General features: G+C 58.1%; 10 protein-coding genes. 4 read left to right on the forward strand and 6 right to left on the reverse strand.

Annotated elements, in window-relative coordinates:
• Nucleotides 1-648 precede the first annotated feature (648 nt).
• Both ACKPCU_RS08785 and ACKPCU_RS08790 read right to left on the reverse strand, forming a co-directional pair.
• Nucleotides 649-1,542, reverse strand: a complete 894-nt coding sequence (locus tag ACKPCU_RS08785) for a tyrosine-type recombinase/integrase (protein ID WP_321351480.1) — start codon at nucleotides 1,540-1,542, stop codon at nucleotides 649-651.
• Between the two features lie 848 nt (nucleotides 1,543-2,390).
• A complete protein-coding gene (locus ACKPCU_RS08790) occupies nucleotides 2,391-4,046 on the reverse strand; it encodes a HAMP domain-containing methyl-accepting chemotaxis protein (RefSeq protein ID WP_104739817.1) in 1,656 nt (551 codons plus the stop codon).
• A 199-nt stretch (nucleotides 4,047-4,245) separates the two neighbouring features.
• On the opposite strand from ACKPCU_RS08790, the gene dnaX reads away from it, so the two are divergent.
• Genes dnaX through recR form a run of 3 tightly spaced genes read left to right on the forward strand, consistent with a single transcriptional unit; the run spans nucleotide 4,246 to nucleotide 7,298 of the window.
• Nucleotides 4,246-6,351: a DNA polymerase III subunit gamma/tau gene (dnaX, locus tag ACKPCU_RS08795; protein WP_321351482.1), complete on the forward strand. Its 2,106-nt coding sequence runs from the start codon at nucleotides 4,246-4,248 to the stop codon at nucleotides 6,349-6,351.
• A gap of 17 nt (nucleotides 6,352-6,368) precedes the next feature.
• The gene (locus ACKPCU_RS08800) at nucleotides 6,369-6,695 is read left to right on the forward strand and encodes a YbaB/EbfC family nucleoid-associated protein (RefSeq protein WP_104739819.1); all 327 of its coding nucleotides are present in this window, start codon (nucleotides 6,369-6,371) and stop codon (nucleotides 6,693-6,695) included.
• Between the two features lie 3 nt (nucleotides 6,696-6,698).
• Entirely contained in the window at nucleotides 6,699-7,298 is a 600-nt protein-coding gene (recR, locus tag ACKPCU_RS08805) for a recombination mediator RecR (RefSeq protein ID WP_104739820.1), read from the forward strand.
• A gap of 18 nt (nucleotides 7,299-7,316) precedes the next feature.
• On the opposite strand, the gene ACKPCU_RS08810 is transcribed toward recR, so the two are convergent.
• From ACKPCU_RS08810 to ACKPCU_RS08820, 3 genes are all read right to left on the reverse strand, one after another.
• Nucleotides 7,317-8,180 carry a pirin family protein gene (locus ACKPCU_RS08810; RefSeq protein WP_321351485.1) on the reverse strand — a complete coding sequence of 288 codons (864 nt, stop codon included), beginning with the start codon at nucleotides 8,178-8,180 and terminating at the stop codon, nucleotides 7,317-7,319.
• 88 nt (nucleotides 8,181-8,268) lie between these two features.
• On the reverse strand, nucleotides 8,269-8,562 hold the full coding sequence (locus ACKPCU_RS08815; protein WP_104739822.1) for a hypothetical protein: 294 nt from the start codon (nucleotides 8,560-8,562) through the stop codon (nucleotides 8,269-8,271).
• Nucleotides 8,563-8,795: 233 nt separating this feature from the next.
• Nucleotides 8,796-9,044 carry a YheU family protein gene (locus ACKPCU_RS08820; protein WP_104739823.1) on the reverse strand — a complete coding sequence of 83 codons (249 nt, stop codon included), beginning with the start codon at nucleotides 9,042-9,044 and terminating at the stop codon, nucleotides 8,796-8,798.
• Nucleotides 9,045-9,114: 70 nt separating this feature from the next.
• Between ACKPCU_RS08820 and ACKPCU_RS08825 the strand changes: the two genes are divergently transcribed.
• Nucleotides 9,115-9,873: a sulfite exporter TauE/SafE family protein gene (locus ACKPCU_RS08825; protein WP_104739824.1), complete on the forward strand. Its 759-nt coding sequence runs from the start codon at nucleotides 9,115-9,117 to the stop codon at nucleotides 9,871-9,873.
• Here ACKPCU_RS08825 and ACKPCU_RS08830 read toward each other — a convergent pair.
• A complete protein-coding gene (locus tag ACKPCU_RS08830; protein ID WP_321351488.1) occupies nucleotides 9,851-12,577 on the reverse strand; it encodes a hybrid sensor histidine kinase/response regulator in 2,727 nt (908 codons plus the stop codon). The two genes, ACKPCU_RS08825 and ACKPCU_RS08830, sit on opposite strands and share 23 nt — an antisense overlap.
• Nucleotides 12,578-12,658 lie beyond the last annotated feature (81 nt).

Here is a 12,658-nt window from a genome sequence, read left to right on the forward strand (position 1 = left end):
GGTTTGCCCATAAAAAAGCTCCAGACCCTCCAATGGAGAGAATGGAGCTGCGTTCGTCTGACTGGCTGTCGCCTGGAAACGGTGCCGTTAGACATTCCAAAACGCTGTCGTGCGCATTGGTTGACGGAATATAGCCGGAGGCTGATTGATGTACAAGGCCGTTCGTCCCGGTTTTAGAAGTGTCTGTCGGTCGATGCGCTGCGCTCAGCTTTGATGACACCGAGGTGTTTATGAGTACCAAACGTAGCAGCAAGCGAGTCCTTCATCGGAGTTCTATCTCCGGGAAATTCGTGACCGAGAAGTATGCGCGGAAACATCCGCGTACCACTCAAACCGAGAGACGATGAGGTAATCAGCAATGGAAGAGTATTTCGTTAATACCAACGCACAGCCCAATGGCGACCATGAGGTTCACAAGCGTGGTTGCCGCTGGATGCCCATAAGCCCAATCGCGCTTGGCTACCATTCCGGGTGCTTCTCCGCAGTGCAAGCGGCCAAACGGTACTACACGCAATCAAATGGCTGCGCATTCTGCAGTCCCCTCTGCCATACCAGTTAATATGCGGTGACGTCCTGCCCTTCGCTTGAGGGGCAGCGACGTTCTCAGGTTTCTATTTAGGCGCGCTTGTCGATGCTCGTATTTCTCGTTCAGTCGGCCGGGGGCAAGTCGAGAGGGCGCTCTTTAGCCAAGTTCCCGAAGGCATCCTCAACTTGCTGCATTGGCTTTCGCAGGTCATCAACGGTCAGCTTCAGGTAGTGTTTCGTTGTCACGTCCCCGCCAGTTGAGTGGTTTACGAGGCGTTTCACTGTGGCTAGGTCGTTGAGTGTGCGCTGAGCTACGGTGACGAAGGTCCGCCTCAAATCATGCAAAGTCCACTTGAAGCCTATTCGCTTTGATATGTCTGCTGCTACGTAGTTGATACTTCGGTCAGATACCGCGAAGACTGACCCGCTTCTGCCTTTACAATGCTGATATAGATAGGAGTGCAGGCGGTCTGAAAGTGGAAGTCTGTGAATCGTTCCATTCTTGGTTTCACTAAAAGTGACGACACGTGCTTGCCACTCAATATCTGAGCAACGCAGCTTTAGGGCTTCGCTTTTGCGGCAGCCTGTGAGCGCCAGAAAAATCAGGGCTGCAGTAAGGTGTTGGTTGTCCAGTTTTTGGACAGCAGACCACCACTTTGGCTGGATTATGTCGTGGATTATGTTGTCTCTCGGCTTGATTTTGTTCAGTGCTCCGAGAGCCTTTATACGATCTGTCGGATTCCTCTTGTTCACTTCGTATTTGATTGTGGCGAACTTCCAAATAGCGCCCATCACGCGTACGAAATAGTTCGCTTGTGCGGGTGACTTCAAACTGACTTCAGCGAAGCGCTTTTCAAAGACGTCCGAAGTCAGTGCTGACCATGGCTTTGGTAGCCAATCCTTGGCGTAGCGGTTGAGCAGAGCTTGATAGTCTGCCGCTGTCGACAGCTTCGGACGACGTAAAGCGATGTACTCGTCAAAGATTTCTTGCAGGGTTTTATTGGCTTTCTTTGTCACAGCTTTTGCCTCCGGCTTTTGGGGGTAAGCTCCGCTACTCTCAGGAACTGCTTGAGACTCGCCCACGCGCACGCCTGGTCGGGGGACCATTGGAAGGGAAGTCTGTTCAGAAGCAGTCGGAGACGACTTTCAGCTGCAGAGGTGGCTGCACAAAGTGGATACGGTTCCGAACATATTGCGACAAGTCGGAAGGTAATCTCGGAAGCGGAGCGGTTTTTATGCTGGTGGGGGAAGAGATGTTTTTCAAATCTCGGAGAGGTATGTGTTCTGCCGTTTGAGGTCAAGGCCTCAGGCATGAATAAGGCTCCCAGCAAACATTATTCGTCGCTGAGTCTATCGTCTGTTGGTGAGGTTGGCTAGCCGCGTTGGTGGCACAAGAGGTGGTACAAACAGTGGTACAAGTAATCGTCTGTTGGTAATCTTTCTACTATTAACTGATAACTTGTTTTCGTTCCTGCCTGAAGTGGCAGAAGGCTCTAAATCAAGGGTTGCAGTGAACCCGGTCAGGCCCGGAAGGGAGCAGCCGCAGCGGTCATATCGTGTGCCGGGGTGTGGCTGGTGGGGTTGCCTCCAAATCTCTCTCCCTCAATATTCTCTTCTCTTCTCTTCTCTTCTCTTCTCTTCTCTTCTCTTCTCTTCTCTTCTCTTCCTTGCATACTGCTCTGCCTTTAGCCGCGGCGGTGATTTTTTGCGCGTGTGTTATTTGCGGAGTTTAAATTGGTGTGTCTGGCGCCGCTGGGCACGCACCTTTGGTGGCGGCCCGTTGTTCGTGTCGCCGGCAGGCAGGTAATGGTGGGTGAGGGGAGTGCGGTGTCTGCCTGCAACGAGGCCGACACCGCAGGCACAGGTCAAACCTTGAAGTGACTGATCAGTTCCTGCAGATCAGCGGCCAGACGCGCGAGTTCCTGGCTGGTAACGGCGCTCTGTTCCGATGCGGTGCTGGTCTGGCGGCCAATATCGCTGACGTTGGTAATGTTGCGGTTGATTTCCTCCGCGACAGAGGACTGCTCTTCGGCTGCTGATGCAATCTGGGCGTTGATGTCGCTGATGTGGGTTACTGCGTCGGTAATCGCCAGCAGGCGGTCACCGGCCAGGCCGACGGCGTCAACACCTTGTCGTGCCTTCTCTCTGCTGACCTGCATGACGCTGACGGCTTCTCCGGTCCCGTCCTGCAGGCGGGTTATCATGTTCTGAATTTCCGAGGTGGACTGCTGAGTGCGTGAAGCCAGCGCCCGGACTTCGTCGGCCACGACGGCGAAGCCTCTGCCTTGTTCGCCGGCTCGTGCGGCTTCGATGGCGGCATTCAGTGCCAGCAGGTTGGTCTGTTCGGCAATCCCCTGAATCACGGTCAGCACGGAGCTGATGCTGTCACTTTCCTGCTCCAGTCGCTGAATCACCTGAGCGGCGCGCTCAACTTCTTCGGCCAGTGACTGGATGGCGTCGATGGTGCGTGTCGCCAGCTGCCGCCCCTGTTGCGCTTCCTGCTCGGCCTGGCGTGAGGATTCGGCTGCGGACGAGGCATTGCGTGCAACGTCCTGCACGGTGGTAGTCATCTCGTGCATTGCCGTTGCGACCTGCTCGATCTCGTGCTGCTGCTGACGCACCCCAGTACCGGTTTGCACACTGATGGCGGAGGTTTCTTCGGCCGCAGCGGCCAGTTGGCTGCTGGAGCCGGCGACTTGGTTGATGGTCTGTTGAAAGCGCTCAGCCATGCGGTCGAATGCGTTGCTGATGCGGCCCAGTTCATCGCTGCTACGATCGTGGGTACGGGCCGACAGGTCGCCGTCGGCAAGCCTGGTGCTGGCTTGCTCCAGTTTGGTAACGGCGGCGCTGATGCCGTGAATGATGCTCCAGGAGAGCAGCGTCAATACTGCCAGTGCTACCAGTGTGGTAGCGATGTCGATCATCAGGGTGTGATGGTAGCTCTGCTCTGCCTTTTGATACTCCTGCTCGGCAATACCGACCTGCAGGGCGAGCATGCGCTCCAGTGTTCCGTCCAGTGCGCTGGCTGCAGGCTGCAGGGATGTTAGCAAGGTGCGGTTTGCGTTGGCGTAATCCTGACGCTGCAGGGCGGTTAGTGTCGGGTTGACGCCCTGATTCAGTAGCGTGCTCAACTGCTGACTGGCCTTGTCCGCAAGTTGTTTTTCATCCGGAGTAAGATATGTCGACAGGTAGGCCTTCCAGTCGGTGTCGACGCGCTTGAGTGAGCCGTTGACTTCCTCAAGGTGTTGGTTGACAGGGTGGTCGTGGCTGTTGCTCATCGGCTGGCTGGGGTCGTGCTGAAACGATAGCAGCAGTTCGGCTCGGACATTTTGCAGTTCTTGCTGAATGCGTCCGAGCTGGCCGGTCGGGATTAGGCGGTCATGGTAGACCGTATCCAGTGACTGCGCGGCTTTGTTGATCGCACTGACCGAGATGACGCTCAGGATGACCAGCAGCAGCAGGGCAAACGCGGTCAGGATGGTAAGCCGTAGTTTGATGGTGAGGTTTTTCAGAGCTGGCATAGTGCAGGGACTTCCTCTGGCATGCTGGAAACTGTTTCGCAACTGCGAACAGGGTTAGCGGGCATGCCTTCGCCCCAGTCCTGCGGACTGTCGCCAACTGCCGCCTGCGGGGCGGGAAATGGCGTCTTTCACTCGCATTGTAGTCTTTGCTTGGGTACATTACCCGCTTGCATTCGATCAACGGAAACGAACAGAGCCAATGAGTTATCAGGTACTAGCCCGCAAATGGCGTCCCCGCCTGTTTCGTGAGATGGTCGGACAGACCCACGTGCTGCAGGCAATGATCAATGCGCTGGATAACAACCGCCTGCATCATGCCTATCTGTTCACCGGCACTCGCGGTGTTGGTAAAACCACCATTGCCCGAATTCTCGCCAAGTGCCTGAACTGTGAGACCGGCATCAGCTCCGAACCTTGTGGTCAGTGCTCCGCATGCCAGGAGATTGACCAGGGGCGCTTTGTCGATCTTATCGAGGTCGATGCTGCCAGCCGAACGAAGGTCGAGGATACCCGCGAACTGCTCGAGAACGTGCAGTACGCGCCGTCCCGTGGACGGTTCAAGGTCTACCTGATTGACGAAGTGCACATGCTCTCCAGTCACAGTTTCAATGCGCTGTTGAAGACGCTGGAGGAGCCGCCAGAACACGTCAAGTTCCTGTTGGCGACCACAGATCCGCAGAAACTGCCGGTCACTATCCTCTCGCGCTGTCTGCAATTCTCGTTGAAGAACATGCCGCCGGAGAAGGTGGTTGAGCACCTGCGCTACGTTCTGGGCGAGGAGCAGATCGGTTTCGATGAAGAGTCCCTCTGGCTGCTTGGTCGCGCCGCTGATGGTTCGATGCGGGATGCGCTTAGTCTGACCGATCAGGCCATTGCCTTTGGCAACGGTCAACTGCGGGTTGAGCAGGTGCGCAGCATGCTTGGCACGATCGACCACGGTCAGGTATTTGGCGTGCTGGAAGCGCTGATCGCTGGTGATGCGCGGGCCCTGATGGCCGCTGCGGCGCAGTTGGCAGAGCAGGGCGTCGACTTTGCGGGTGTGCTTGCGGAATTGATTTCAACCTTGCAGCGCCTGGCAATGGCTCAGGTCGTGCCTGAAGCAACGGATAATAGCCTTGGTGATCAGCAGCGAGTGCTGGAGCTGGCCGGCAAGGTCAGTGCCGAGGATGTGCAGCTGTTCTACCAATTGGCACTGCATGGGCGACGGGACCTGCCGTTGGCGCCAGAGCCGCGCGGCGGATTCGAGATGGCGTTGCTGCGGATGTTGGCGTTTCGCCCTGGCACTCTCGGTGATGCCGCTTCCAGTGGCATCACAGTGACTCCGGCGGCACCACCGAGTGGGTCAGCGCCGCCAGAGCCGGAAAAGTCGACAGGGCCCAGTTCAGCCAGCACTGAGCCCGCACACACCAAGGCGCCAACCGCTGAGCCGGTTGCCGCTCCTGCTGCTGATGCGCAACCTGCTGCACCTGCACCTGCACCTGCACCTGCACCTGCACCTGCACCTGCACCTGCACCTGCAGCGGAGCAGGCAGACTCTTCGGCGTCGGTCAGCGCGCCGAAAGGACCTGTGGTCGAACCGGCTGCGGAGCGGAGCGAGGTGGAGGTTGCCGCTACTGATACGTCTGCTGCTGACCCCGCGAGCGTCGAGTCGTCTGCGATAGCGGCTGGACCCGATGCTGCGCCAGGCTCGGTCACTCATCCATTGAGTCCGAAGACGCCCTATCGTCCACCGCAGGATGAGCCGCCGGCAGACTGGCTGGATGGGCCTCCGCCGGATGACAGCGGTATTGATCAGGAAGACGATGAAGAACTCGATGTCAGCCAGTACATCGCGGATTGGCAGCCGGAAGCCGTTGCGGCGCCCGCGGAAGACGACAGTGACAACCTGAGTGATCTGCCGCCGGCTACGGGGTTGGCTGCGGAGTGGCTTGGGTTGTTTGAACGCCTGGGGTTGAGTGGTTTGACCCAGAGTATCGCGGCACACTGCCAGCTGATCGCTCGGGACGCTGGACGCTGGACGCTGCATCTGGACCCCGGCCATAGTGCGCTCTATAACGAAAACCATCGCAAGCGCCTGGAGCAGGCAATTGCCGGCGCGACGCAGGCTACGGTGGAACTGGTGGTTGAGGTCAATGCGCCCACCCAGGAGACGCCGGCAGTGGCAGCTGCACGCCGCAAGGCCGCACGCCAGAAGGCGGCTGAGCTGAGTATTCAAAGCGACCCGATGGTCCAACGATTGTGCGCGGAGTTTTCCGCGGAAATTTGTGCGGATACCATTCGTCCAATTGACGAACCCGCGAGCTGAAACTGGAGGATAGCGTCATGATGAAAGGTGGCATGGCAGGCCTGATGAAGCAGGCCCAGCAGATGCAGGAAAAGATGGCCAAGATGCAGGAAGAGCTGGCCAATATGGAAGTCACCGGACAGTCCGGTGCGGGCTTGGTGTCCGTCGTGATGACCGGGCGTCACGATGTGCGTCGGGTCAACCTTGATGACAGCCTGATGCAGGAAGACAAGGAAGTGCTGGAAGACCTGATTGCAGCCGCGGTGAACGACGCTGTGCGCAAGCTGGAGCAGGCAAACAAGGACAAGATGTCTGGCCTCACCTCGGGCATGAACTTGCCTGATGGCTTCAAGATGCCGTTCTGATCGATGAGCTTCAGTCCGCTGATTCGTCAGATGGTCGACGCCCTGCGCGGCTTGCCGGGCGTTGGGCCGAAAACCGCGCAACGTATGGCATTGCATCTGCTTGAGCGTGATCGCGCCGCTGCCGCGCATCTGGCGCATGCCCTGCAGGCGGCGGTTGACGGCGTTGGCTACTGCCAACGCTGCCGTACGTTGAGCGAGACTGAGATTTGCTCGCTATGTAGCGATCCTCGCCGGGATGATCGGTTGGTTTGCGTGTTGCAGAGTCCGGCTGACGTCTGGGCGGTCGAGCAGGCCGGTGGCTTCAATGGTCGCTACTTTGTGCTCAAGGGGCACCTGTCGCCGATCGACGGCATGGGCCCTGATGAAATCGGCGTGCCGGCGTTGCTTGACTGTCTGGAGGGACGGCCGGTGGACGAAGTCATTCTGGCGACCAACCCGACCGTGGAAGGCGAAGCGACAGCCCATTACATCGCTGAGCTGCTGCGCCCGCGCGGAATCCGAGTGTCACGGATCGCCCACGGTGTTCCTCTGGGTGGTGAGTTGGAATACATAGACGGCGGTACCCTGGCTCATGCCTTGGCAGGCCGAACCCAGATTCTCTGAGCCCGGTGCTCTGGCGTCTCAGGCAGTCAACTGGCCGAGCTGATAATCTTTGATTGCCTGGTGAATTTCGGCTTCGGTGTTCATCACGAATGGTCCGTACTGAACAATCGGTTCGCCGATAGGGCGGCCTGCCAGCAGCAGCAGGCGTGCCCCTGCCTGCCCTGCCTCTAAACGTACGCTGTCTCCTTCGCCGTATCGTCCGAGCTGTCCCTTTCGCAGGTTTGCTGCGCGTGCGGCGCCATGCACTGTCACGTTGCCTTCGTAAACATAACTGAGCACTCGATGGGTTGCGGGCACGGGCAGCGTCACGCGTGTATTTTCGGGCAGTTGCAGATCGATATACAGCGGCTCGGTGGCGCCGCCGGTAATCGGACCTGTCAATGACTGACCTTGGTGCTCCAGCCGGCCAGCTATCAGCTTGAGCTGGCCGCCACCGCTGAGTTCACACTCCGGCATTGCCGTAGCAGGCAGGTCGCGGTAGTGCGCAGGCTGCATCTTGTCGGCAGCGGGCAGATTCAGCCAGAGCTGAAAGCCGCGCATGGTGCCGTGGTCCTGTTGCGGCATTTCAGAGTGAATGATGCCGCGGCCTGCTGTCATCCATTGGACATCACCGGGGCCGAGCAGGCCCTGATTACCCAAGTGGTCTTCGTGCAGCATACGGCCTTCCAGCATGTAGGTGACTGTTTCAAAGCCTCGGTGCGGGTGCGAAGGAAAACCGCCGATGTAATCTTCGGCGCTGTCTGAGTCGAACTCGTCCAGCATCAGGAATGGATCAAAGCGCGCGGCATCACGTCCGCCGAAGACGCGGGTCAGGCGCACGCCTGCACCATCGGAGGCAGGTTGGCCGACGACAGCTTCGGTCAGGTCACGGTATTGGCTCATGGCGCATCTCCTTGGTTGAGGCTATGCGCCATTGTATGGCGGTAAAAATCGATTTTATAACGCAAAAAATGCGTTTTTTATATCGAATTTACTGATTGTTTTCGGCGGGAGTATCGGTTGTCACGCGGCCTTCCAGCTCGTCGATAATGCGCTGGTAGCCCTGGCAGGAATCGTAGCGGCCATTAGCAGGATCCTGTTCCTGCAGCGCCTTCAGGCGAGCGTTCAGCTCATCGGCTTTGCCCGGTTGATCCTTGGTACGGTCATAGATCAGTTGTGCCAGTAACTCACCCTTGGCAATGGATTCTTCCGGGGTACAGGCTTGCGCAGAGAAACTGCCCAAGCCGAGCAGGCCGGTCAGGGCCAAGGCTACATATTGTTTCATCACTACCTCGCAAACCTGCAGGAGAAAACGCCTATGGTAGCCGCTCGCGGGCCAAGCTCCAAGCGCTTGCACGCGTGGGGGGTAGGCTCATTAGCGGCGCGGAACCGGGCTGGAATGCGCGGAATGATTTGGCTCAAGGCCGTTTTGACTGCTTTGCGTACCAAGCCGCTATGCGCTGATATGTCACAGGCCTGGCAGGGCTGGGGAGCCCTGCGAGCGGGCGTTTGGCTGGTTCAGGACTGATCGGCAAGAAAGGCTTGCAGCAGCTCGGCTGGCACACTGTGGCGGTGGGCCAGGCTGGTGTCGCCGGTATCCGGGTGAAAAACGATCAGGATGTCCTTGCGTTCCAGCAGTCGACGTACCTGGGCAACCCGCTGCTGCAGGCTGCTGTCGTCGCCGTTATCGGTTCCGTCCCGGGTCACAAAATCTTCGAGCAGGGCGTCAAGGGTTTCTGGTTCCAACAACTCGTAGGGAATCAACATACGCTGGTTTCTCTGCTGACAGGTGGGGCAATGGTACACTCGCGCCCTTTACGAGGGTATCAACTGGATAATGATTGACGATCCGCTGTTCTATCTTTGTGCTGTTCCGGCGGTGCTGCTCTACGGCATCGCCAAGGGCGGCTTTGGCGGCAATATCGCAATCCTGTCGGTGCCGTTGATGGCAATGGTGGTTTCTCCACAGCAGGCGGCCGGTATTCTCCTACCGATTCTCTGTGCTATGGATCTGGTCGCAATACGCACGTTCCGCGGGCGCTGGGACAAGACCAATCTGCGCATTATATTGCCGGCGGCAATGGTCGGCGTTGCCTTGGGCGCACTGTCGTTCCGGGTTCTCAACGAGGAGCATATTCGGCTGCTTATCGGTACTATTGCCGTGCTTTTTGTACTCAACGCCTGGTTTCGGCGGGGACAGTCAGAGGCGCGTCCTGCTGGTGTCTGGCGAGGGCGGTTTTGGGGGCTGCTTTCCGGCTTTACCAGTTTTGGTATTCATGCCGGCGGTCCACCGATTAACGTCTACATGCTGCCTCAGCGGTTGGAGAAAACCCTGCTGATGGGGACGTTGGCGGTGTTCTTTACCCTGGTCAACTGGGCAAAGGTGCCTGCTTATGTCTACCTGGGGCAGTTTTCCAGCGAGAACTTGCTGACCTCGCTGGTATTGATGCCGCTGGCTCCGATTGGGGTCCGGCTCGGGTTCTGGATGCTGCAGCGTAGCAACGAGCAACTGATCTACCGTCTGTGCTATGTGTTTTTGTTGCTGACTGGTGGCAAGCTGCTGGTTGAGGGGCTCAGTGGGTTGCTCGGCTCCTGATTAGCCGCTGCAGACTGGCATACAGTTGTTCGCTGTCTACTGGCTTGGATAGGTAGTCGTCCATGCCGGCAGCCATGCCTTCTAGGCGGTGGGTGTCGAGCACATGCGCGGTCAGGGCAACGATCGGCGTGCGTGGCAGGTGTTCTCGCTGCTCGTGGGCACGGATGCGTCGAGTTGCTTCAAAACCATCCATCTCAGGCATTTCGCAATCCATCAATATCAGGTCGTAGTGATCGGGATCGTCGCGGTAGCTGCTTAGTGCCTCTTGGCCGTTTTCGGTGATTTCGACGCTGTATCCCGCTTTCTCCAGCAGGGTTTTGACCACCAGTTGGTTGACCTGATTGTCTTCTGCTACCAGCAAGTGACCGCGCCCACGCCGTTGTTCCTTGCTGGGTTGCGCTGCTGGCGGAGTGTGCTGCTCGGCGCTATTGTTCAAGCGTATCAGCGTCTTGCGCAACTGACTCGGTAGCAGCGGAAGGCTCTGCTCCACTACCTGCCCTTGCCAGACCAACTGGCGACTATCGTCGGCGTTGCGCAACAGCAGCACCGGGATCGCTTCCTGTGCGCACTGGTGCAGTAACTGCTGGAGGCGGTCGGTGGGGATGTCCTGGGTGTCGAGCATGACCAAGTCTGCCGGCTGGGCCGGCGCCTCGGTAGAGCTGGCGTCGCTGTGCTGAACGCTGAACCCGAGTCGCTCAAGCTGTGACTGGTAGTGCTGGCGCGCCTCGGTTTGCCTGGTGATCACCAGGGCCCGTTTGGACTGGGCGCTTGGCAGGGCGCTGCTTGAACTGCCCAGCGGCACCGAGAAATACATGCAGGTGCCTTTTTCTGCATCACTGTCCAGACTGATAGAGCCCCCCATCAAGCGCACCAGCTCCTGGCTGATTGCCAGCCCTAAGCCGGTGCCGCCGTAGCGCCGGGTTGTACTGCTGTCGGCCTGGGTAAAGGAGTCAAACAGGCTGGTCTGGGCGTCCCGGGCGATACCGATGCCCGTGTCCCTCACCTCAAATCGAATATCCCAGCTGTCTCGTGCCTGATTGCGAGGCACTCCTGTTACGAACACGCTGACGTGCCCCTTTGCGGTGAACTTGAATGCATTGCTGAGCAGGTTCATCAGCACCTGCTTCAGCCGGGTGGGGTCACCGATCAGGTGTTCGGGCAGGTCTGGGGAGATGGTGCAGTACAGACCAAGGTGCTTTTCCAGCGTCTGAGCGGTGAACAGGCTGGCTGTTTCGGACACCAGTTCCTCAGGATCAAAGGCGATTGTTTCCAGTTTGACCCGCCCGGACTCCAGGCGAGCGAAGTCAAGAATGTCATTGATGACGGTGAGCAGGGTGTGGCCTGACTTGCTGATTGTGTCGATGTAGAAGCGCTGCTGGTTATCCAGCCGGGTATCCTGCAGTAACTGAAGCATGCCAAGGACCCCGTTCATCGGGGTGCGAATCTCATGGCTCATGCGGGCCAGAAAGCGGCTCTGTGCCAAGGTCTCAAGACGCGCCTGGCGAGCAGCCTCGTCGGCTTTATAGCGAGCTTCCTTCAAGGCATTGATACGGTCGGCCAGGCCCAGCGAGAGGATGATCATTTCCGCGCACATGCCGAACTTGACCCAGTGCGTGCCGTAGCTGGCACCGAGCAGCTCAAAGCCCAGCGAGCCGGCGGTGGAGACGATTAGAGCACAGAGCAGAAAGCCCCAGGCAAGGGTGTAGTAGGAGCCGTAGCGAAAGCCTTTGCGCCAGACGTAAATACCGGTTCCCAGCAAGATCATCGAGCTGACCAGCACAAACAGGCTGGCCATGTTGTTGTACAGGTCAATGCTGAACAGCGGGATGATCGCCATGGCGGCGAGCACAATGACAATCTTGCAGCGCAGCACTCTGTCCAGCCGCGGAAACTGCTCGCGGGTGTGCAGATAGTGTCGGCTGAATTGGGTTGATACGGCACAGTGCAGAAACATTAGGGTGTAGATGCACAGGGTCTGGATAGGAATGCTGATCGTGACCCATTTCCAAAGCAGGCCATCGAAACAGGCCATGAACAGCATAATATTGAGGATGTGGGTCAGGTACCAGGCGTAGGTTGCCTCGCGCAGGGATATCTGCAAGAACAGGTTATAGGCAAACAGCCCCAGCAGAATGCCGTAGAACAGTCCAGCCGCCAGCATGCTGCTTTCAAGCTGGGCACTGCTGGTTGCCCAGTCAGCGAAGTAAATCGGCAGAAATACGGTGCTGGTGGTATCTACGCGCAGGTAAAAACGGCTGGTTCCTGGTGGCAGTGATACCGGGAACCAGTGGTTGCGCACTGCTACGGCGCGCTCGTTCTGTGGCAGATGATCACCACCCTGTTGGACCAGTGGCGGGCCGTCCGGCTGTATCTGATACAGGGTCAGGTTATCGAGGAGCGCGTAGTCAATTTCGACGACGCCCTCGATGGGTGTTTGCCGGTTGTTGGTCAGCGCAAATTGAACCCACCAGATCGAATGGTCTTTGCCTTCGTTGACATGTTCGCCGGTGATCGCGCGCCAGGGATAGAGGCTGTGGCTGCGCAACAGTTGCTGGAGCGTCAGGCTGCCTTGCGGGTCTTCCAGAATCAGCAGGTTCGGACCCAGACTGAGGCGCTCGCGCGACTCGCTGATGTCAACCCCGACAGCCTGCTGGTTGTGGGATGGTTCGGTGTTGGCCTGCGTCCCGGTTGCAAATCCCAGCACGAGCCAGCACAGCATGAAAACGTGGCAGAAACGCATACAGGGGCACTCGGCTCGACGACCTCAGTCGTAATCTATTGTTGT

Origin of the sequence: Halopseudomonas oceani (assembly GCF_963677335.1) — a bacterium.
Taxonomy (GTDB): Bacteria; Pseudomonadota; Gammaproteobacteria; order Pseudomonadales; family Pseudomonadaceae; genus Halopseudomonas; species Halopseudomonas oceani.